This is a genomic window from Streptomyces sp. NPDC048506 (assembly GCF_040651315.1).
Classification (GTDB): domain Bacteria; phylum Actinomycetota; class Actinomycetes; order Streptomycetales; family Streptomycetaceae; genus Streptomyces.
Genome location: NZ_JBEZIX010000012.1, coordinates 32867 through 53897 on the forward strand (window position 1 = coordinate 32867; position 21031 = coordinate 53897).

The 21031-nt window shown below is 67.5% G+C and carries 23 protein-coding genes and 3 tRNA genes; 23 read left to right on the top strand and 3 right to left on the bottom strand.

What is annotated here, in order from left to right; translation table 11 throughout:
- Window positions 1-247: 247 nt before the first annotated feature.
- The gene (locus tag AB0C96_RS11865; RefSeq protein WP_362916248.1) at window positions 248-598 is read right to left on the bottom strand and encodes a metallopeptidase family protein; all 351 of its coding nucleotides are present in this window, start codon (window positions 596-598) and stop codon (window positions 248-250) included.
- Window positions 599-717: 119 nt separating this feature from the next.
- Here AB0C96_RS11865 and AB0C96_RS11870 point away from each other — a divergent pair, with 119 nt between their 5' ends.
- From AB0C96_RS11870 to AB0C96_RS11890, 5 genes are all read left to right on the top strand, one after another.
- The gene (locus AB0C96_RS11870; protein WP_362916249.1) at window positions 718-2271 is read left to right on the top strand and encodes a metallophosphoesterase; all 1554 of its coding nucleotides are present in this window, start codon (window positions 718-720) and stop codon (window positions 2269-2271) included.
- Between the two features lie 156 nt (window positions 2272-2427).
- Window positions 2428-2500, top strand: a tRNA-Glu gene (locus AB0C96_RS11875).
- A gap of 105 nt (window positions 2501-2605) precedes the next feature.
- Entirely contained in the window at window positions 2606-3841 is a 1236-nt protein-coding gene (locus tag AB0C96_RS11880; RefSeq protein WP_362916251.1) for a site-specific integrase, read from the top strand.
- 242 nt (window positions 3842-4083) lie between these two features.
- A tRNA-Asp gene (locus AB0C96_RS11885) sits at window positions 4084-4158 on the top strand.
- A 23-nt stretch (window positions 4159-4181) separates the two neighbouring features.
- Window positions 4182-4255 (top strand) — tRNA-Phe (locus tag AB0C96_RS11890).
- 217 nt (window positions 4256-4472) lie between these two features.
- Here the strand turns inward: AB0C96_RS11890 and AB0C96_RS11895 are convergent.
- Complete coding sequence (locus AB0C96_RS11895) at window positions 4473-4910, bottom strand: PPOX class F420-dependent oxidoreductase (protein WP_362916253.1); 438 nt, start codon at window positions 4908-4910, stop codon at window positions 4473-4475.
- A gap of 678 nt (window positions 4911-5588) precedes the next feature.
- Between AB0C96_RS11895 and AB0C96_RS11900 the strand changes: the two genes are divergently transcribed.
- Genes AB0C96_RS11900 through AB0C96_RS11910 form a run of 3 tightly spaced genes read left to right on the top strand, consistent with a single transcriptional unit; the run spans window position 5589 to window position 8497 of the window.
- The gene (locus AB0C96_RS11900; protein ID WP_362916255.1) at window positions 5589-6167 is read left to right on the top strand and encodes a hypothetical protein; all 579 of its coding nucleotides are present in this window, start codon (window positions 5589-5591) and stop codon (window positions 6165-6167) included.
- 3 nt (window positions 6168-6170) lie between these two features.
- Entirely contained in the window at window positions 6171-7286 is a 1116-nt protein-coding gene (locus AB0C96_RS11905; RefSeq protein ID WP_362916257.1) for an MAB_1171c family putative transporter, read from the top strand.
- A 23-nt stretch (window positions 7287-7309) separates the two neighbouring features.
- Entirely contained in the window at window positions 7310-8497 is a 1188-nt protein-coding gene (locus tag AB0C96_RS11910; protein WP_362916259.1) for an amidohydrolase family protein, read from the top strand.
- A 56-nt stretch (window positions 8498-8553) separates the two neighbouring features.
- On the opposite strand, the gene AB0C96_RS11915 is transcribed toward AB0C96_RS11910, so the two are convergent.
- Window positions 8554-9420, bottom strand: coding sequence for a helix-turn-helix transcriptional regulator (locus AB0C96_RS11915; protein WP_362916261.1), 867 nt, complete (start codon window positions 9418-9420; stop codon window positions 8554-8556).
- Window positions 9421-9765: 345 nt separating this feature from the next.
- Between AB0C96_RS11915 and AB0C96_RS11920 the strand changes: the two genes are divergently transcribed.
- From AB0C96_RS11920 to AB0C96_RS11990, 15 genes are all read left to right on the top strand, one after another.
- Complete coding sequence (locus AB0C96_RS11920) at window positions 9766-10080, top strand: transcriptional regulator (RefSeq protein ID WP_362916263.1); 315 nt, start codon at window positions 9766-9768, stop codon at window positions 10078-10080.
- 59 nt (window positions 10081-10139) lie between these two features.
- Window positions 10140-10454, top strand: a complete 315-nt coding sequence (locus AB0C96_RS11925) for a hypothetical protein (RefSeq protein ID WP_362916265.1) — start codon at window positions 10140-10142, stop codon at window positions 10452-10454.
- A gap of 57 nt (window positions 10455-10511) precedes the next feature.
- Window positions 10512-11099, top strand: a complete 588-nt coding sequence (locus tag AB0C96_RS11930; protein ID WP_362916267.1) for a WhiB family transcriptional regulator — start codon at window positions 10512-10514, stop codon at window positions 11097-11099.
- A 62-nt stretch (window positions 11100-11161) separates the two neighbouring features.
- Complete coding sequence (locus AB0C96_RS11935; RefSeq protein ID WP_362916269.1) at window positions 11162-11521, top strand: hypothetical protein; 360 nt, start codon at window positions 11162-11164, stop codon at window positions 11519-11521.
- Entirely contained in the window at window positions 11521-12384 is an 864-nt protein-coding gene (locus AB0C96_RS11940) for a hypothetical protein (RefSeq protein WP_362916271.1), read from the top strand. The genes AB0C96_RS11935 and AB0C96_RS11940 overlap by 1 nt, the downstream gene beginning before the upstream one ends.
- 2 nt (window positions 12385-12386) lie before the next feature.
- On the top strand, window positions 12387-13115 hold the full coding sequence (locus AB0C96_RS11945; protein WP_362916272.1) for an ATP-binding protein: 729 nt from the start codon (window positions 12387-12389) through the stop codon (window positions 13113-13115).
- Entirely contained in the window at window positions 13115-13465 is a 351-nt protein-coding gene (locus AB0C96_RS11950) for a DUF4326 domain-containing protein (RefSeq protein ID WP_362916276.1), read from the top strand. The genes AB0C96_RS11945 and AB0C96_RS11950 overlap by 1 nt, the downstream gene beginning before the upstream one ends.
- Window positions 13462-13881, top strand: coding sequence for a DUF6195 family protein (locus AB0C96_RS11955; RefSeq protein ID WP_129281817.1), 420 nt, complete (start codon window positions 13462-13464; stop codon window positions 13879-13881). The genes AB0C96_RS11950 and AB0C96_RS11955 overlap by 4 nt, the downstream gene beginning before the upstream one ends.
- Window positions 13882-13946: 65 nt before the next feature.
- Window positions 13947-14999, top strand: a complete 1053-nt coding sequence (locus AB0C96_RS11960; RefSeq protein ID WP_362916278.1) for a DUF2637 domain-containing protein — start codon at window positions 13947-13949, stop codon at window positions 14997-14999.
- An 83-nt stretch (window positions 15000-15082) separates the two neighbouring features.
- Window positions 15083-15634 carry a hypothetical protein gene (locus tag AB0C96_RS11965; protein ID WP_362916279.1) on the top strand — a complete coding sequence of 184 codons (552 nt, stop codon included), beginning with the start codon at window positions 15083-15085 and terminating at the stop codon, window positions 15632-15634.
- A gap of 606 nt (window positions 15635-16240) precedes the next feature.
- Complete coding sequence (locus tag AB0C96_RS11970) at window positions 16241-16711, top strand: hypothetical protein (protein WP_362916281.1); 471 nt, start codon at window positions 16241-16243, stop codon at window positions 16709-16711.
- A gap of 8 nt (window positions 16712-16719) precedes the next feature.
- The gene (locus tag AB0C96_RS11975) at window positions 16720-17712 is read left to right on the top strand and encodes a bifunctional lytic transglycosylase/C40 family peptidase (RefSeq protein ID WP_362916283.1); all 993 of its coding nucleotides are present in this window, start codon (window positions 16720-16722) and stop codon (window positions 17710-17712) included.
- Between the two features lie 46 nt (window positions 17713-17758).
- Window positions 17759-18097, top strand: coding sequence for a hypothetical protein (locus tag AB0C96_RS11980; RefSeq protein WP_362916285.1), 339 nt, complete (start codon window positions 17759-17761; stop codon window positions 18095-18097).
- Between the two features lie 3 nt (window positions 18098-18100).
- Window positions 18101-19414: a hypothetical protein gene (locus tag AB0C96_RS11985; RefSeq protein ID WP_362916287.1), complete on the top strand. Its 1314-nt coding sequence runs from the start codon at window positions 18101-18103 to the stop codon at window positions 19412-19414.
- Entirely contained in the window at window positions 19395-21029 is a 1635-nt protein-coding gene (locus AB0C96_RS11990) for a hypothetical protein (protein WP_362916289.1), read from the top strand. The genes AB0C96_RS11985 and AB0C96_RS11990 overlap by 20 nt, the downstream gene beginning before the upstream one ends.
- The last annotated feature ends 2 nt before the right edge of the window (window positions 21030-21031 follow it).

Sequence of the window (21031 nt, forward strand, 5' to 3'; positions counted from 1 at the left end):
TGACGGCTGGGGCTCGGGCGCACGGCGGGACCTCCGGATCCGGAGCGCAGGGACGGCGGCACGGACGCCCTGCCCAACTCCCGCCCCCCGCCCGAGGACACGCGCACCGCCGGGCCGATCGCGCAGCGCGGGCCCCACGGGCGGCCTCCCGCCCCACGGACCGGCGATGTCCCAGGCCCGGTGACCATCCCAGGACCGGCGACCATCCCAGGACCGGCGACCGCCCCACGGGCCGGTGCGACGCGCCTCAGCCGTATCCCAGGGCGTGCAGCCGCTCGTCGTCGATGCCGAAGTGGTGCGCCACCTCATGAACGACCGTCACCTCGGTCTCCGCGACCACGTCTTCGCGGGTCGCGCACATCCGCAGCGTCGGCCCCCGATAGATGGTGATCCGGTCCGGCAGCACACCGGCGTACCACTCGCCGCGGTCGGTCAGCGGCGTCCCCTCGTACAACCCGAGCAGCTCGGGGTCGGCGGCCGGGGGCTCGTCCTCCACGAATACCGCCACGTTGTCCATCAGCCGGGTCAGCTCCGGCGGGATCCGGTCCAACGCCTCGGCGACCAGTTCCTCGAACTCCTCGCGCGTCATATCCAGCACACCACCATTCTCCGCCAACGGGCGGCGTACGCGGTGGTCGCGGCCCGCCCTCCGCACGCCGGGCGAGCAGGAGCCGCCTCCCCCGGCGTAACGACCATCAGACGGGGCATACGGGACCAATGGCCCGCGTCGCGCGTTCCCGGACAGCGAACCGTTCCATATCCCGAAGCCGCCTGCTCGACGGTGCCCCGCGCCGTCCCGTGTCCGCCGCCCTCGGGCTGGTGTCCGTCGCCGTCCTCGGCGCCTGGCTCGGGCTCCTCCTCCTGGGCACCGTCCACGTCCCCGTCGGCCCGATGGACACCAGCATGGCGCTGCGGCCCTCGCTGGCCGGCGGCACCCGGATCACCGTCCCGCCGCTCGGCGACCTGGAGCTGCGCAGCCACTCCGCGCCGGTGCGGCTCGACGTGGACGTCGACCGACTGGACCCGGTCCGCTCCCAGGCGCTGGTCGACCACCCCGAGCGGTTCGCCGGTCTCCAGGCCGAGGTCGTCCGTGACGTCACCCACGGCGCCCTGGGGGTGGTCCTCGCGTCCGGCGTCGCCGTGGTGTCCGGCGCCACCGCGCTGGGGCTGGTCGTCCACCGCCGCCCGCGCCGCGCGCTCGCCGCCGGCGGCCTGGCGCTCGCCCTGCTCGCCGCCTGCGCGGCCACCGCGTACGCCACCTGGAACCCGCGCTCGGTCCTGGAGCCGAAGTTCTCCGGGCTGCTCTCCTCCGCCCCGTCCGTGGTCGGCAACGCCCGCGCCATCGTCAGCGAATTCGACGTCTACCAAAAGGAGTTGGCGCGCCTGGTCACCAACGTCACCAAGCTCTACGACGCCACCTCGACGCTGCCCGCGTACCGCCCGGACCCCACCACCATCCGCGTCCTGCACGTCTCCGACATCCACCTCAACCCCGGCAGCTGGCGGATCATCGCCTCCCTGGTGAAGCAGTACCGGATCAACGTGATCGTCGACACCGGCGACACCATGGACCACGGCTCGGCCGCCGAGAACCACTTCCTGGACCCGGTCGCCACGCTCGGCGCGCCCTACGTGTGGGTGCGCGGCAACCACGACTCGCGCACCACGCAGTCGTACCTGGCCGGCCGCAGGCACGTCACCGTCCTCGACGACGGCAAGGTCACCGAGGTCGCCGGCGTCCGCATCGCGGGTGTCGGCGATCCGCAGTTCACCCCGGACCGCTCGGTCGTGCCGGCCGGTGACCCGGCGGAGCGCACCGCCGGCGGCCGGCTCGCCGACGCGCTGCGCACCGAACGGCTCGCCGGCACCCCGGTCGACATCGCGCTGGCCCACAATCCCGCCGCCGCGACCGAGGCGGACGGCCTGGTCCCCCTGGCGCTGGCCGGCCACCTCCACCACCGGGAGAACACCACGCTCCCCCGCGGCACCCGGTTGATGGTCGAGGGCTCCACGGGCGGGGGTGGGCTGCGCGCGGTGCAGAACGCCAGGCCCGCGCCGGTCCAGGCGTCGGTGCTCTACCTGGACCGGCACACCAAGCGGCTCCAGGCGTGGGACGAGATCACGCTCGGCGGGCTGGGGCTGTCCCGTGCCGAGGTCAGCCGGCACCTCCCCCGCGAGAACCGACCCGGCGCCACCCCGGCGCCGTCCGGCCCGCCTCACCCGTCCGGCCGGTCGCCGCGCGGCCCGTCCGGGCGCCCGTCATCCCGCTGATCCACCCGGTCTCCGGCCCTTCGTCCGGCGCCCGTTCGGGCCCGGGCAGGGGCCCTTCCGGCGGCGCCGGCTAAACCGTTTTGGCGAACGGTCCTCCCATCCCATATGCTTCTCACGTCCCCGACGGCGCCGGTAACGACGCCAAGGTGGCCACCAGCCCTCATCGTCTAGTGGCCCAGGACGCCGCCCTTTCAAGGCGGTAGCACGGGTTCGAATCCCGTTGGGGGCACCTTGATCATTGTCCCCCTGACCAGCGGAAACGCCGGTCAGGGGGACTCTTTGTGTCTATAACGTCAGCACCGTGTCAGCACCGATCTGATTTACGGTGCGCTGCATGGCGTACATCAAGCAGCGAGCAAAGAGCGACGGCACGGTCAGCCACACGGTGATGTGGCGTGCTGGCGGGGCACGGGGCGGGAAGCAGGAATCGGAGGTCTTCGAGGACGAGACGGCCGCCGAGCGCTTCAAGGACCTGGTGAACGGCCACGGCCAGCAGTGGCCGCCGGGGTGGGTGCGCGGGCACGGCTTCGTCGAGGACGTACGCCAACCCGGTGAACTCTTCGAGCCCTTCGCGCTTCGCTACATCGATCAGCTCACCGGAGTTCAGGGCGACACCAAGGCCGAGTACCGCAAGCTGGTCCACCAGAAGCTCTCCCCGTGGTTCCGCAGCTATTCGATGCGCGATGGGGAGGGCGGGCTCACCTCAGACCTCATACGCACCTGGGTCAACGACTTGGAGGCCGGGCGGCCGGCGCCTCATGACCCGGAAGGCACCAAGCGCCGCAAACTCAGCCCCAAGACCATCCGCAACGTCCACGGGTTGCTCTCCGGCATCTGCCAAAGCGCGGTGGAGCGGAACCCGCCCCTGCGGACGAAGAACCCGTGCGCAGGCACCCGGCTCCCCCGTAAGGACGACGGGGTCGAAGACGAAATGGTCTTTCTCGAACGTGACGAGTGGGCACTGTTGCGCACTCACCTGGTCGACCAGGATGCTCGCGAACTCGCCGACGCTCTTGCCGAGACCGGCGCCCGCTGGGGAGAGATCACCGCGCTCCAGCCTCGGGACCTCGTGCGCCGCAACGGTCGGCCCGCGATCCGCATCCAGCGAGGCTGGAAGCGGGACGAGGACGGCGCGGCCTACCTCGGTGCCCCCAAGACCAAGAAGGCTCGCCGGACCATAGTGATCACCAGCAACCTGGACCAGATGCTCCGAAGGCGGGCCAAGGGCATCACTCCCAACGATCTCCTCTTCACGGGGCCGAAGGGCGGGCACTGGGACACCTGGACCTTCCGTAGCCTGCGCTGGCACCCCGCGATCGAAGGCGCTCGCGCCGATGGGCTCACCAAGGCCCCACGCGTGCACGACCTACGGCACTCGCATGCTTCCTGGCTCATCGCCGCGAAGGTTCCGCTCCCAGCCATTCAGGGCCGCCTCGGGCACGAGTCCATCACCACGACCGTCGACCGTTATGGCCACCTGCTCGACGCCTTGGATGACGAAGTCGTCGCTGCGGTCGACTGGGCCATGAACCCGGACGCACCGCTGCCCGCGTCCACCCTGGCTGCGTGACGGCCGTGGGGCCTTCCCGCACCCCCTCGGAGGGGGTGCGGGGTGCGGGGTGCACGGCCAAGTAGCGGGTGAACTGTCCAGGCAGACGAACCCCGGCGAGCAGTGCAGCACCCGCGAAGCGGGCAAAATACCCATTTCAGCTCGTCGGTCTTCGTCGGGTATAGTCAGCACTCGGTTCGGGCGCCAGCGCCGGAACCAATCCCCACCATTGCGTACCCTTTAGCCGAATGCGCGATGTGCAAGGTCCTGTGGAGCAGTTTGGAGTGCTCGCCACCCTGTCAAGGTGGAGGCCGCGGGTTCAAATCCCGTCAGGACCGCTGAAGTTCCTCGTGAACTTCGTGGCTGGGTAGCTCAGTTGGTACGAGCGATCGCCTGAAAAGCGATAGGTCGCCGGTTCGACCCCGGCCCCAGCCACAGCTAAGGCCCCGATCTTCGGATCGGGGCCTTGTTGTATGTCGTCAAGCGTCCGCCGCCCCCTCGCGGATAGGTACACCGGCGGTCAGATCGGCACCGCCCCCACGAACCAGGTGCTCGTGCCTGATGGCGCGCCCCTGCCGCCTCATCCCCGTCGGCGATGCCCGTGAAGCCCCCGTCACTGGCAGCGCCGTCGGAGAGAAGAAGGCAACCGGGCTTACTCGGCCGCTACGGACGGACGAGGGCGTGCCGGGAGGGTCTGCCCCATGCTTCGTTCAATCGCGATCCTGATGACCACACGCTCAGGGTCCGGGGCCGGCGTACGTCCGTATCGCTCTCCGTAACGAGCAACGGCATCTTGGACAATCGCCTCGTCGGTGCACACCTCCGCCACGCCTTCGAGCGTGGCCCAGCGGCCACCGTCGACCTGACATACAGCCACGCGAGCTTCACTGCCCCACGCAAGGATGTTGGCTACTTTGCGACTGGATTTGCGGGTAATAACTCGGGCCACTCCAGCGGAAGCATCCACGGTCACGCCAACGGGCACGACATGCGGTCGACCATCGGGGCGTATCGTAGTCAACGTGCACAGGTGGTACTCGTTCCAGAACTCCAGGTAGCTGTCCGGCTGGACGGATATCGCGTTCGACATGGCTGAAAGCGTAAACGCGCTAGTTGCCCGAACTGCCCCAAAGTGACCGCCACCACAAACCCTCTGGGCAGATCTTTTGTCCGCTTAGCAACTGTTTGCGAAAGAGCTCCCACCAACAAAAGTATCGGATTAATAACGGAGCCACCGACGTCTCGCGAAGGTTGACCCGTTCACGCCAGAACATAAAGCCACAGCTCAAGGTGTTGTACGACATTGAACATGGTCGCTTTGAGCCGCTTTCGACGCTCGCAGTTACCTGCGGACTGCATGAATCGATCATGACTTTTAGGCCATGTCCTGTCGGAAGCGTCACGTACTGTCCAAAGTGGTTCCCGGAAGCTCCACGGGGCCGCCCGCTCGGGTCTCCGTGCGCGTTCGCGTACGTGACTGCCGAGTAGGCAAGAGGCCCCTGGATGCCACGGCATCCCACAACCTCTACGAGGTGCTTGGTGGAGCGCAGGCTCATCCGGCTGCGGTCCTTTCCGGCACCGGGAACCGGACGTCATCGACTTGGGCGCGGTGTCGCCCGGCTCGTGGGAGCCATCACCTGCCGGTTGGAGGGATTACTCAGTGTGGTCGGATAAGAGTGGTCGAGACGCGGCGGAGTCCAAGATTCCTGCTCAAGGCCGAGCCAGCCGCCGACGCTTCGGGCGCTGGCGCCCGGCCGGGGCCCGGACGGTGGAGAAGGATCTGCATCGCCTGATACGCCGCGAGCTGCAAGACCTCGGGGTCACGCCCCCGCTTGACGTTGACGAACTCTGCCAGGCCCTGAGCCGACGGCGCGGGCGTCCTCTGTTCCTGCGCGAGGCCCCGCTGCCCAAGCCCGGCCCCTCGGGCATGTGGGCGGAGTACGACACCTACGACGTGATTCTGTACCAGCAGGAGACAACCCGCCTGCACCAGGAGCACATCATCCTGCACGAGGTCGGGCACATCCTCGTGGCGGAGAACGAGGAGGCTGCCGGGGACGCCTCCGGCAAGGTGGAGACGGACACGCCGGATACCGAGCCTGATGAAGAGGCGGCGGCCGTCGACGTGGAGGGGTGGGCCACCCTGATGCCGGTCTTCGGTACCGAGTCGATCAAGCGTGTCGCCCAGCGCTGCTCGTACGACGACGGCGAGGAGTGCTCCGTCGAGCTCGTGGCCACGATCATCCTGGAGTGGTCGGCTCTGCTCGCAAGCTCCACTCCTCCGGCTGATGACCCCGCTCTGCGACGGGTCGAAGCAGCTCTCGGCGACCGGCGAGGATGGCTGTAAGACGTGGAACTCCTGCTCCTGGGGCTCCTGGCCGCACTGGTCTGGAAGCTCTACCAGTGGAAGCGAAGCCCGCATGACGCACCTCTTCGCTCGGTCACCCTCTGCCTGCTCTGCGCCGGGCTCTCGTACCCCGTAGCGATGCCCGGCGGCGCGTCCGGCGTCGACACCGTCGCCGGCCATGGGACGGCGAAGCTGATCCAGAACGTGCTGCTGCTTCTCGCGGTGTACTTCCTGATGTGCTTCTACCTCTACTCCGCCGCCGACGAGGATGCGGGCCGGCGCAGGGCCCGTAAGGAAGCCGTCGTTGTTGCGGTCGTCGCGGTGGCGATCACTGTGGCTGCCGAGTCGGTGCCGCGCGACGTATTCGCCGGCTCCTTCAGCACGGCCGACATGACGATTCCGCAGATCGCGTTCTTCTACGGCGGCGCTGGCCTGTACCTGATGTACGCGCTCGGCATGGCGTGCCGGTGGACTCGCAGCTACGCCCGCATGTCCCGGCGCCCGCACTCCACCGGGCTCTGGATGGCCGCCGTAGGTCTGGGAGCAATGGCGGTGGCCTGCGCGATCCGCGCCGTCATCGTCGCCGTTCGCGCTGCCGACGTAGCGGTGTCTGAACCGCTGATGGCAGCCATCGCCTTCCTCTTGGTGGCGTCCGTTCTGCTGTTCGCGGCGGGCATCACGTACTCCGGAGCCCGAACCCGTATCTCGTCTCTGCGCCTCTGGCTCCAGCACCGGCGCGATCACCGCCGTCTTGCACCGTTGTGGGAGCTGCTGGCGGAGGCGTACCCGGACAACGTGCTGAGGCCGGCGTCCTCGGCCGCGTTGGACCGGTGGCGAGCCCGTGGCGTGCACCGGCGCTACCACCGCCGCATCGTGGAGTGCCGCGACGGCCTAGTGGACATCAGCCCCTACCTGCTGGACGAGGGTGACGACAGCACAGTCCTCAACATCGACTCCGCCGAGCTTGCCGCCCGGCTCCGCCGGGCCTCTGCCCGGATCGAAAAAGGTGTCCCCGCGCCCCGCCGCGCGGTTCCCCTTGCGATGGCGCTGGGCAGCGACCGCGAGTCAGATGTGAAACAACTGATTGCGGTATCCGACGAACTGCGCGCAGCCGCATAGCCACGCAAGATCAAGGAGTCACGATGCTGATTACTGGTGGACGAGTGCTCGTCGGCTCGGGGACCTACCTGGAAGACGGCGCCGTTCTCATCGAGGGCGAGTCGATCTCTGCCGTCGGGCCGCGCAAGGAGATCGAGGAGCGGGCCGGGGCCGACGTGCCCCGATTCGAGTTCGGCGGAACCGTCCTGCCGGGGCTCATCGACGCGCACGTTCACCTGGCTTTCGATGGCGGGCCTGATCCGGTGTCCACCCTCCAGGGCTCGACGGACGAGGCTCTGTTCGAGGACATGCGGCGTCGTGGCGAACAGCTTCTGCGCAGTGGCGTCACCACTGTCCGCGATCTCGGTGACCGCGCCGGGCTGGCGCTTCGCCTGGCTGCCGAGATCAACGATCGTCGTACACCGGGACCGAGGATCGTCTCCGCGGCCACCCCGGCGACCACCGTGGGCGGACACTGTCACTTCCTCGGCGGCGAAGTTTCCGGCGAGGCCGAGATCCGCGACCTCGTACGGCGCAACCTCGCGGCCGGGGCCGGGGTCATCAAGGCGATGGTCACCGGTGGTGGTCTGACGAAGGACGGTCCCAAGAGCCACCAGTCGCAGTTCACGGCGGAGGAACTGGCCGCTCTGGTAGACGAAGCCCACAAGGCGGGCGTGCCTGTCGCGGCCCATGCCCACGGTGCCGACGGCATCGCCACAGCTGTCGAGGCGGGCGTCGACACCATCGAGCACTGCACCTGGATGTCGAGCGATGGCCTGGACTTCCGGCCCGACGTGGTCCAGCAGATCATCGCGAAGGACATCACCGTCTGCCCAGCCGTAAGCCCGCACTGGCAGATGCTCCCGCGCTTCTTCGGCGAGGACCGCGCCAACGCGATGTTCGATCTGGTGCGGCAGATGGCCGAGGCCGGAGTCCGCCTGATCGCGGGGACGGACGCAGGCGTGCAGCGCGCCGGCTTCGACGGACTTGATCAGGCCCTGTCGTTCTACTCGCACCTGGGTCTGTCGAACGCCTCGATCATCGACATGGCGACGTCGCAAGCTGCCGCTGCACTGGGCCTGGGCGACGTCACGGGGAAGGTCGCTCCCGGCTACCGCGCGGATCTCCTCCTGGTGGACGGTGACCCGCTTGGGGATCTCTCCGCGCTGAGCGGAGTCCGAGCCGTGTTCGCCTCCGGTCTGCGCCACGAGCCGAACAGCACGGGGCAGTAGGAACCGCACGCTGGTGCCCTGTTTCCCTGGCCCTCGCGGGTCCGGGAAACAGGGCACTAGTTGTCGGTGCCTGGATCGGCCTTCTTGTCCAGTTCGCTGGCGAGGTCGTTCAGGATCGAGAGGACATCGGCCGGCAGGCCCTCGGCGCTCATCCCGCGGGCTCGGACTCGGCCCACCTTGCCCTCCTTGGCCGCCTGCATGAGGCGGAGCCCTTCGTAGACCTGCCGAGCGACGGCGTCGTTCGGCTCGAAGTACAGCTTGGAGACGTCGAAGAACCGAGCCAGACCTTCGAGGACCACGGGCACCGGTGCGTCGTCCTCACCCGTCCGCAGGGCCTCGATGTCCTCGGCTGAGGTGACCTGGGAGCCCGCGTAGGCGTTCACCGAGTCCGCGATCTCTTGGTCCCCTGGCGCGGTTCGGCCCGGATAGGAGCGCTCCAGTAGGAGAGTGATCTTCTCGGCCAGCGTCTCCGGCACCTTCTCGGCCTCGGCGGCGTCTTCGTCGGCCTCTCCGAAAGACCGATCCTGGGCGCGCTTCAACTCCTCCTCGGTCACCCCGTAGGCAGCCGCCAGGAGAGGGATGTACCGATCCTTGAGCCGTCGGACGCCCTGTTCGGCTCCGGCCACAGGCCCGTCGCTCTTGGTCCCGATGATCGCCTTCGTCTCGTACCGGTAGAGGCCGGCGTCACATCGCAGGTCGGCCAAATCGGGCAAGCCGTCGCGCGGGAAGAGGTCGTCCAGCGGCCGATTGAGCACTTTGGCAAGAGCAGGCAGCTTCTCTTGATCGGGTGTCGTCGCTCCCGACTCCCACCCCGCCACCGTCGAGTCCGCAGCATCGACGCCGGACCCCACGTCGGCCTGCGAGACGTCCGCGGCTCGACGTACCGCGCGCACACGTTCTCTGTCGAAACGGCGAGCTGGCATCGGACCTCGTTTTTGTATGAACCGAGGAAACCTCGGGCTGTTGACTTTTCGTGCGAACCAAGATAGCTTCAGCTTAGCGAAAAACGAGCGGGTTCGCACCCCTCTCGACCTTCGCCCACCTGCGGTTCCCATCGTGGACCGGTCTGGTGGAGAGGGGAAGCTGCGCATCACTCAGGCGCGGCTCTTCCCCCTCAAAACGCCATCGGCGTCCGAGAGTTCGCACCTCTCGGACGCCAGACAGCTCGTGATCCGCGGCTCCCGACAGGGGCGCTGGTCACTCGAACGGCCACTCCGTGTCCTTTCGCACGGCACGACGGAGCGGCGTACTTCATGAAGGAGTGTCGCATGTCCCCTACTACGGACTGCAACCCGAAGCCGGAGATCGCTTCGGGCCCGGCCGAGCGGCTGGCCGCGCAACTGGCATCCATGCTGCCCGAGGCCGCTGTCGTACAGGTGCGCCTCCAGGGCCCTCAGACCCTGTGGCCCCACCTCGGGCTCACCGCTGTGAACGACCGAGGATGCACCCTTCGTGTGCCTCGGGCGAAGGCGCTCACCATCGCCCGGTGGATCATCCGCTCGTTCCCTCATGCCGGATGGGCAGCCTCCGGCGGCCATGCCTTCGATCTGCGGACGGCTGAGCTGTGCGGGCTGGAAGCGTGATGGCGGCCGTGGCACCGGCGAACGCTGGACCGGCTCTCGACTTGCAGGGACTCGCGGCCGTGGTCGACCTCTTGGCTCAAGTCGGCGCTCTGGATGCCCTGTTGGGCAATCGGACTACGGACTCCCGCGACAAGCGTCTGCACATCGGATACAGCGAGGCCGCTGAACGGCTGAACATTCCGGAGAAGTGGCTCCGTGAGCGCATATCAACGCTCCCACACCGGAAGCTCGGAAGGTACGTTCAGTTCGCGGAAGACGACCTCCAGGCGATTTCCGATATGCATTTCGTCAGCCCTGGCGCAAAGGCTCAGAAGGATGACGAGTCGGCGCTGATGACGCTTCAGCCTTCCAAGCGCTCTCGTAAGCGTTCCTGATCTCCTCTCGCGCCCGATTGCAACAATAAGCGGCGCCGTGAACATCGCGAGATACAAATGAGCACTGACATATTCAGCCTCATCGAGGCTGCACGCCAGGGAAATTGGCTGCCCCTCATAGAGGAGTCAAAGAAGGCTCCAGGCAAGCACTGGGCGGAATCCGCCCGATGCGCCAACCAGGACATCAACATTTTCGTCCCTCTCTGTGACGGTCCACGCGAAGACCCGGACTTGGTGAAAGCCAAGTTGGGAATTCACCTCAACCGTCCACGTAATCTCTGCGCGTCATGCCCGTTGGCCGTCGCTGCCCGGTGCCTGGTGGAATCCCTGAAGGATGACGACGAGTTTGGAATCCGGGGCGGCCTTCTGGCCTCGGAGCGTTCAGAGCTGCGGCGGGCATGGCAAGAGCGAGTCAACGAGAAGGCTGTAGAAGGCGCGCTTCAAGGGTGCACCGCGGTACTGAGCAAGACCGCCCGGGACGCCGTGATTGCGCGCTTCGCCACTGATCCCTCGCTGGACGCTGCCGCTGTCGCTCGCGGGCTCGGCGTAACGCACGAGTATCTGCTGAAACTCGCCCGTCGCTACCGAAAGTCGCAGGCGGGGCAGGGCACGCCCCCGCTCCGCGTCGTCGCCGATGCGGCCTGACGCCGCTCCCGAGGAAACGATTCCTCCGCACGGCGGACCCTGCGTTCACGGGAGTTCTCCCCATGCTTCAGAACAGCCACTCCGGATTTCGGCACACGAATATCAGTGCCGCGATCCGAGAAATTGCACCTACAGCCGTACTCGTGCGGGTCTATCCCGAGCGCCGGTCTGTTACCCACCTCTTCGAATCGGACTTCTACCGCATGCTCATCGACCGCAGGACCGAAGAAGAAGTGGCGTGCATGGTCAGGCGCAGTTTCGGCAAGGCCGCCGACTGGCGTCTCGCCCACGATTTCTACCTCCCTACCGAAACGCTGTACCTCACCCCGGAGCCGCATCAGGACGGCTACATCCCGGAGGACGACCACTCTTTTGGCCTTTCCCTCCGCCGTCGCATAGCGATAGTCGGCGGTGAGCAGTGATGAGCGACATAGCGACCGAACTGATCTGGTCACAATCAAAGTCGTGCAGGGGCTCGCGCCTCGTCATGCTGGCGCTGGCCCGCGAGGCGGACGACGACGGCAAGGCAACGCTAACCTTGGACGAAATATCCACGCTTACTCGTCTCACGCCTCGCTCGATAACGAAGTGCCTCGGAGAGCTGGAAAGGCTCGGGGAACTCAGTCACGAGCGGGGAGGGGGAGCTTCCAACCCGAATACCTACTCAATACTACTGTGCAGCGGGACCGCTGCGGACCGCACCGGTTCAGAGAAGGAACTTCCTACTCTGCGCCCTGAAGAGTCAGAATCGGGAGAGAAGGTCCAGGAAGTTCCTTCCCAAAACTCCGCCTTGGAAGCCGGAAGTGGGAAGTTTCAGCACGCAGATTCGGAAGTTTCTTCCTCGCGCGTGCGTGGTGGTAATACTCCCGTAGGGAGTATTACCACCACCAAAGAGCAAGCTAGCTTGCTGGGATCGCGCCGAGAGAACACCACCGCCAAGCAGGACTCGGTGAAGGTTCCGGACGGAGCCAAGGACCTGGTAACAGCCATAACAAGCGCTGGAATGCTTGTCGGCTGGCGACTGACCGAATCCGAATGGGATCGGGTAACAGCTCTCGCAGCACGCTGGGGAAATGAACGGCTGGTCGAGATGGTGGCGCGGCGGTGGAACGCCGACCGCCCGCCACAGTCTGCCCGCTACCTGCTGCGCATCTGGGCGGATCTGCCCTCGCACGCTTCCGCAGCAGCCTCCCAAGGGAATGTCGTGCCGTTGCGTCGGCAGTCCGGAGGCGGGATTCCCTTTCAGAACACCGCTGCCCCCAGCGCTTACCAGAACGGATTTTGATCATGGCAGAGCCGGAACGCGCGGGCAGCGCCAGGTCAATGCGCGCCATGGAACGAATACTCGCTGCGAAAGGACTTCAGGTCGTGCCGGATGTCGACCCCGCCGACGAGGCCCCGGAAGAGAACCCCGGAGACCGCGAGTGGCACTGCCGGGCTCGGGCCGACTACGCACTGAGCCGCTGGCAGAAGGCAACCCCTCCCCGGTTCCGTGACGCTGAGGCCACGCTGGCGGAGGTCATCAAGTGGGCCGACCGCGCACTCGCGGACAACGCCGCCGCTGGTGCTCTGCTCCTCACCGGCCTCACGGGGACGGGCAAGACGCACCAGGCATACGGGGCCTTGCGGAGGATCGCGGCCGGCGCACCGGACCGGTTCGAGCTGATCGCCGTGAACTCGGCGGACATGTACGGCAACCTGCGCCCTTCACAGGTCATGGGCGCCGCGGAATACGAGCTGCAACGACTCAGCCGGGTTCAGTACCTGTTCCTCGATGACCTCGGTACGGCGAAGACCTCGGAATGGACCGAAGAGATCACGTACCGGCTGATCAACTACAGGTACAACCACTGTTTGCCGACGATCATCACGTCCAACCTTCCAGCTCGCGATGAGAATGGGCCGGACCTGACCGACTTCGCCGGGGCGCGCGTGGCAAGTCGCCTGGCGGAGATGGTCACGACCCTCGTGCCGATGATCGGTGCCGACCGGCGCCGCGGCGGGAGGGCGGCGTGATGCCCGTCCGCCTTCGCGGAGCATCCCGCGATGCCGCAGCACTGCCCACAGCCTGTGCCTACGTCGGTCCTCGCAGCCGGTATGCGAACCCGTTCACGGCCGGGGCCCGGTCCCCGCTCGGTCCTCCCCTGAGCGCTGCGGAGTCGGTGGATCTCTTCGCGGCCACGCTCCGAGGCCCGGTAGGCCGCCACTACGCCGCGCGCTTCGCCCGAGCGCTGCGGGGGCTCGATCTGATGTGCACATGCCCTCTTGATGCTCCGTGCCACGCGGACGTCCTTCTCCACCTCGCCAATGAGCCCGGCGACGGCACCGCACTCCGCATCATCGATCTTCTGGAAGGCCCCCGATGAGCCACCCGATCATGTTCGCTGCGGCCAAGCACCTCACCACCGCAGAGGAGCGACGCAAGACCGCTCGGGAGGCCGCGTTCCGCACCTGGGGGCCGAGGTCGATCACCGCAGCGTCGAAGTACGCACGCACCCTCCTGGGGGACGCCGCAGTCACGCTCGACTGGGAAGTGCTGGGACTCCTCAGCTTCGAGGAACACCTGCAAGCCTTCGCGTCTCTCGACACGACCGGGGGTCAGCACCTGGAGCTGTACTACACGGACCAGGGCGGCACGGAACGCATCCTGCTGCGGATTTCGTGCGTGAGCTGCCCGAGTCAGCACGTGTACGAGGTGACGTCCTTGGAACAGCTCGGACAGCTGCTCTCGCAGACCCCTGCCTGGCAGGACATCAACCCGCGCGACGGGGGCAACCTCTGATGTCACACGCGCACATAGACACGGCGGCGAGGACCGAACGGCAAGTGGGCTACAGCCTGCGCGGAATGACGGCCTGGGACCGCAGTGCGATCATCCTGCTCGGCGCGGCCGGCTTCGCCTTCTCGTACGACGCACTGCGTCAGATCGCCCTCGCGATCCACGCCAGGGAGATCTTGTCCTACCTGTTCCCGGTGTTCATCGACGGGTTCATTGCCTACGGCGTGCGGGCGATCGTGCTCCTTCGGCACCAGCGGTTCGCCGCGCGGTTTTACGCCTGGTTCTTGTTCCTCGCGGCGACCGGGGCGAGCCTCGGCGCGAACGCTCTGCACGCAATCACGTTGAACGATTCTCCGCAGGCCGGACGGTCCGCGCTGCACCTTACGGACAGCGTCGTCGGTGTGCTGTCGATGCTCGCGCCCCTCGCGCTGGCGGGCTCGGTCCACCTCTACATCCTGATGGCGCGGACGGCTGAGCGGGCGGTCCCGGACGGGGCTGACATTGGTCCCGGACCGGTCCGCGAACAGACTCCGACGCTCGAACGCGTCGCAGTCCGGCCGAGTCCTCATCCACTGGAAGCCCCGGCGCCGATGCCTCCACGGCCGTTGACGGGCGGTCCGTCCGCACGGCAGGACACCGCCGCCGCAACCGTTGACCTGCGGAAAGCCGAGACTCAGCCCGAGGAAGAACCGCGTACGGACGGCGCCGCGGCCCACCCGTCCGCAGAAGCGGACGAAGAGGAGACGGGAGGCAGGACTGCGGACGGACCGAGCGGTGGACCTGCGGACCACACGCCGACCACAGCAGTTCCGGCAGGCGCCGAACCCTCTGGGCCCACGGCGGTCCGCACCCCTGCGGACGGAGAAAAGCCATCCGTCCCGGACGACACGGAATGCCCGCAGGGCCGGGAGGCCGATGACGAGTGGCTGGAGGATCTGCTCCCGATCGCACGGGCCGCTTCCGAGAAGGCGGGACGGATCAGCCGTGACGCAGTGAAGGAGGCCGTCCGGGCACATCAGCGGATCGGAAACGACCGCATGGGCGTGCTGCTGGCTCGGTTGAAGCAGGAGGAAGAGGCAGCAGGCCGGGCACCCGCCGACGCCTCCAGTGCGCTCTGGTGATCTCATCGCATGACTGCCCGGGGACTCTGGTTCTCCCCATAGAGGCCCCGGGCAGCCCGCTTGATCAGGAAGGAACGACCACCATGTGGCTTCGCCGACGAAACCGGGGGCAGGACACGACCCGGCCCGATGCCGCGCAGGCGGCCACCGCACTCGCGCTTCACCTCCAGGGCGGCGGCGAACTTACGCCGGTCCCAGTGGACGGTCCTCCTCTTGCGGACGGGGAAGTCGCCTTCGCAGACGCGCAGTGCTCAGCCGCCCGCTTCTACGGGACGGAGGTCGACTACCCGTCCTCGACGAATGGGTACTTCGAGGATCACCCGACCTTCGGCCGGCGGTGGGTGACCAACGGCCGCCTCGACGCCCGTCGGCGTCAAGAGGCGGAGGACTCCGCCCTTCCGCAGTGGCGCGATCACACCGCGGCGCGAGTGGTGCTCACCTCGGTCGGCGTGCGGCTCCTGCCGGTGGGAACCAATGATTGGCTGCCGTTCGACCACGCGCTTCTGTCTGGAATCGCCGCTAAGCCGTCTGCGGTCGTGCTCTCGTACAGCGTGTGCGCGCCCCTGCTCCTCTCCGGCCCGGCCGCGCCGTGGCTCGGCGTGGCGATCGAGCACCTTCATCAGCATTCCATATAGGGCCGCGACCCCCTCCACCGCGAAAGCCGGAACTTAATTCCAGGAATTAAGTTCCGGCTTTTTTGCTGATTCGAGTTGTCCGCGAACCCCTGCAAGGATTCAGGCACGGCCAACGCCACAAGGCACTTTCAGGCCGCGGAGGTCTATTCGCGATCTCCCTCGAATCACGCAAGGGGCTGATGACCTTGATATGAGTAACGCTCCCGGCTCAGCAATCACGCACAAGTACGTGAGCTGAAACCGAATCCGGAATCCGACCTGACGCGATACGCGATCGAACTCTTCCGCAGAAGAGACAGGTCGAGAGATACACACGCTCCAGCCTGATTCTCAAATCCTCCGGCAATCGCCGGTAGAGCCCGCAGCAGGATTCCCCCTCCTGCGAAGGAGCGGCGCGGCCCCCAGCCCCCGCGGGGCCGCGCCGCTCGCACTTCCTGAAATCTCCTGCACCAAGGTTGTGGTCCCCGCATGCCTCGATCCACCCGTTTCATACCCATATCAACCGCAATAGGCGTAGCTGGGTCACTGGTCCTCCTGTCGTCCGGCTGCTCCAGCTCGAACAGCGGCAAGCCCGACACCTCGGCATCGGCAGCGCAGCCACACTCTGTGTCGGCGGGCATCCCGGATACAGCCTCACCGAGCACGAACGCCACAGAGACTTCAGCAACTACCGCTCTCCCCAGCGACGTTGAGCGGACGGCGCGCGCCTTCACCGCGGCCTACGCGGAGCACGACGCCCGCGACGGAGCCGACAACTCATACGCGGACGCCGGCGCTCGGGCCGCCCGGCTCGCGTCTGGGGACCTGGCGGGCGTTCTGGCACAGAAGCGTCCAAGCCAGGACGCCGCATGGGCCGCCCTGCGGGCCGAAAAGGCGCACCAGACGGCCAAGATCACGTCAGCGGCCATCCCCGACGGCGCACCCGCCGTGACGGCCTCCTCCGCTCTCGTCCGCGTGAGCTACACCCTCACGACCACCCCGAAGTCCGGGCACGCGCGAAGCAGCAGCGAACAGCTCGTGCTCCGCCTGGAACACACCTCCAAGGGCTGGCGCGTCACCGCCTTGCCCTGGGCGTGACGGCCGCGATGAACAAGGGCACGCAAGTTGGCCTGGGACTCGTCACGGCCGGGCTGATCGGCGGTGTCGCCATGCTGACCACGTTCGGCGGGGCCGACAGCGCTTCCGCACAGGAAACCGGCCCCGGCGGCGGCATCAAGACGGACGCGCCGGTACCGGGCTGGGTCCGCGAGTTGATCAACAAGCACGCTGGCGAGTGCCCGCAGGTCACGGCCTCGCTCTTGGCAGCTCAGCTCTACCAGGAGTCGAGCTTCAACCCGAAAGCAGAGTCCAAGGACAAGGACGGCAACCCGATCGCGCAGGGCATTGCGCAGTTCACCCCTGAGACCTGGGCCGCTCACGGTGTCGACGGCGACGGGGACGGGATCAAGGACGTCCGGAACCCGGCCGACGCCATCGCCGCGCAGGCCGCGTACGACTGCACCTTGGCCAAAGAGGTCAAGAAGGTGCCGGGCGACTCAACGGACAACATGTTGGCCGCGTACAACGCGGGCGGCGGCGCCGTGATCAAGTACGGCGGTATCCCGCCGTACCCCGAGACCCGCGACTACGTACGCAACATCCGTGCGCTGGCCTCGAAATGGGCGGACGCCGTCAGCCCTGACGCCCCGGCCGGCAAGGGCGCCGCTCGCGCCATCGCCGCCGCGAAGACGGCCCTGGGCACCTGGTACCAGTGGGGCGGCACCTGCACCTCCCCGTACAAGGGCGCGGGCGGCTGCGACTGCTCCTCGCTCACCAAAATGGCCTGGTCCGCGGCAGGCGTGAATCTTCCCCGGGTCACGTACGACCAGGTCCACTCCGGGACCGCCGTCAAGAGCATTTCCCAACTCGCTCCGGGCGACCTGCTGTTCAGCGTTCCCGGCAGCGCTGGGCCTGAGCACGTCGGCATGTACATCGGCGACGGCCAGGTCATCGAGGCCCCGCACACCGGCGCTCAGGTGCGGATCAAGCCGCTCAGCTACTGGAAACCCCAGATCATCGCGATGCGCCACGTCGGCTAATCATGCCAAAACATACCAAAACTACCCAAGCACCAAAGGATCTCACATGCACAACCTCCTTTCTGCCGCTGCCGATCCCTCTCTGCACTCCACGCTCGCCGCCGGAGCCGACGTCGTGTCCGGTGTGAAGCCCGACTGGGGCCCCTTCGGGAAGCTCGGCGGCACGGCGAAGGTGATCCTCGGCGTCATCGCAGCCGTCGTCCTCGTCGTCGGGGCCGGTGCGTTCCTGGCCGGTGTCGGCAAGTCCAAGGGCTGGTTCGGTGAGGGCCACTCCACGATGGACAGCTCGCGCGGCAAGGGCATGATGGTCGGTGGCCTGGCCTGCGTCTTCCTCGTCGCCTCCTTCGGCACCATCTTCGCCATCACCTACGGCATGGGTGTGTGACCCATGACGTCCCGATCCCGACGGAGGAAGGTTTCCTCCCCCGAGTCCACCGGAGCGCGCCGACCGTCGGCGAAGCTCTGGGGAATCGCCGCCGCAGGGGCGGCAGTGGTCACCGCGGCCGGGGTGATCGTCAGCATGGTCACGGGCACCCCGCCCGCTTCCGCCCCCGCCGCGTCAGCACCCGCCCACTCGACTCCGCAGACGAGCGAAGCGGGCGTTCACGAGCTGGACGGCGTCTCGGTCGGCTACCCGCACACGCGGTCAGGGGCCAAGGCGGCGGCAGCCAACTACACCACGGTGTCCGGTAGTTCGCAGTTCCTCACGGACAAGGACGCGCGACGCCGCGCGGTGTCGGTCATGGCGGCCAAGGGAACGGCCGGTGCGGCAGCGAAGAAGGCCGACCACACCGCCGGTGACGCGGTCAGCTCCCTTCGAGGCGACGCCTCCAAGGTCTCCGTCAAGAAGACCATCGCACGTACCGGTGTCCTCTCGGCTCACGTCCTGGGCTTCGACTCGCATAGGGCGATGGTCCGGCTGTGGACGACGACGGTTCACGGCAGCGCGGCCGGGCACGCGACACCCAAGGCGGGTTTCCAGTCGGTGACGGTCACGCTGGTCTGGGAGTCGAACGACTGGAAGTTGAAGGACAGTTCGGCCTCGACCGGCCTGGTCGCTCCGATCGACGTGCGGCAGGCATCCAACGTGCCGGGGGACTTCTCCGACTACGTTCCGGACGCTGCAGAAGACCCCGTGCTGAGCGGCGCCGAGGACCAGCGCGGCTTCCCGGCCCCGTACGGACACAGTGAGCGTGGCGCTCGCGCCGCTGCGGTCAGCGCCACCATGCTCTACGGCGATCCCCGGTTCTTCACCGATGAGGGCTGGCGGCACCGGATGCTGGCTGCCACCGCTGCGTCCAGCGTGCTGCACTCGGTCACCTCCGACACCGACTCGACGGCTCGCCTGGTCATGGAGAACCGCGGGGTCGGTACCGACGGCAAGGCCGCCGACGGAAGTGAACTGATCACGCGGACCGCGGCGCTCGCCACCCGCTCGATCTCGTACTCCGACCAGGCCGCGAGCGTCGAACTGTGGACCGCGTCGGCGGGCGGCGTCGCCGGGAAGGACGAGACGCAGCGCCCGCAGGTCGCCTACCTGCGGATGACCGTGGATCTGGTCTGGGAGGACGGCACCTGGAAGACGACGGCCGTCACCCCGTCCGAACCTCTCGTGCCCTCACCGCCGGCCATGCAGGAGGCAGACCCTGCCGACTCTTTCGCGGACGTGGGGGGTGACAGCAATGCGCCTGCGACTGCGTGACGACGCACCCGGTCTCCTGACCATCGAGCGGGGCTCACCGGGCCGCTGGCGCCGCCGTCTCCAAGCGGTGGCCATGGTCAACGTGATCATCGGGTTCATCTTCGTGCCGTCTGCGGTGGCCAACCCCTTCTGCTACATACCGATGGTGTGCGAGGCGAAGGCGGCCATCGACTTCGTCAAGGACCCGCTGGGCTTCCTGCTCCAAAAGCTCACCGAGGCCAACATCTGGTTCCTGCGCAAGATGCTGGAGCTGATTCAGAACACCACGAAGATCGACCTCACGAGCCCCGGCTTCTTGAAGCAGTACGCGATCATCTTCGCCGCCTCCAGCCTGCTCACCGTCGCCCTGTGGCTGATCGCCGTGGCCAAGCGGGCGGTCCGCGGAGTCGCAGTGACCACCGCGATCTCCGAGGCGATCGGCTTCCTGCTCCTTCAGTTCGTAGTCAACGCCATGACGCCGGGCGCAATCGCGCTGCTGATGAAGGCTATTGACGAGGTCACGGCCGTCTTCGAGCCCTATGCGACATCGAACTTCAAGCCATTCTTGGGGACCATCCTCAAGGTCATGGCGGCGAACCCCACCGAGGGTGTGGGTCAGCTGCTGACCGTCAACCTCATCATGATGTTCGGTGCCTTGTTGATGTGGATCGAGTTGCTGATCCGCAGCGCGGCCATCTACGTGGCTGTCGCACTGGGCCCCATCGTCAACGCGGGCCTGGTTGACCGCGATCTCTGGGGGAAGTCCAAGAAGTGGTTCGGCGCCCTCTTCGCCGTCGGCTTGTCGAAGCCCGTGCTGTTCGCCCTGCTGGGCCTCGGCGGCGCGGTCCTGAGTGACACCTCGGGGAGCATGTCCGATGCGGTCTCCAAGATCTTGGTCGGAGCGCTGATCCTGCTCCTGGCGGTCTTCGCGTCCGCCACGCTCTACAAGTGGGTGCCCGCCTTCGGCGACGAGATGGCCCAGCTCCACCACGACCGCAAGGCCGCCCAGTCCTCCGGCCCGGCCGCCGCAGTCGACGGACCTGCCCAGCACGCCAACCGGGCGATGGGCGCCCGCGTGCAAGACAGCTTGGTCGGCGGCGGCTCCAAGACCGCGGGGGCCAAGACCGCTGGCGCCAAGATGGGCGGCGGAACGGCTGCGGCCAACCCGGTTGCTGCCGGGGCCGCTGTGGCGAAGGCCGGCGTCGACATGGCGAAGAACAAGGCCACCAGTTCCCCGGGCGCGCAGGGCACCGACGCCGCAGGCGGCGGCAAGCCCGATCAGCCCGAAGGCCAACAGGGCAGCGGTGACACCGCCGGCACGTCCGGCGCACCGGCCGCCGCTCGTCCCCAGGGAGCGACATCCGACCCTGTCGTCAGCTCTTCCCCTGACTGGTCCTCGGCCGGTGGCCACGCGTCGGCCGGACGCCCACCGGGAGCCAACGGGGCACCGAGCACTGCTCAACCGCCCTCGCCACCGTCGCCCGGCCGGGGAACCGCCGGTCCGACGCCGCCCGCCTCCCCCTCGTCCGCATCAGGAACCACCTCGGGCTCCGGGCCCTCCGTCACACCCCCGCCGCCTCCGCGGCCCTCGGGCGGCCAGGCCCCCGGACGACCGAACCCCAGCAAGGATCAGTGACC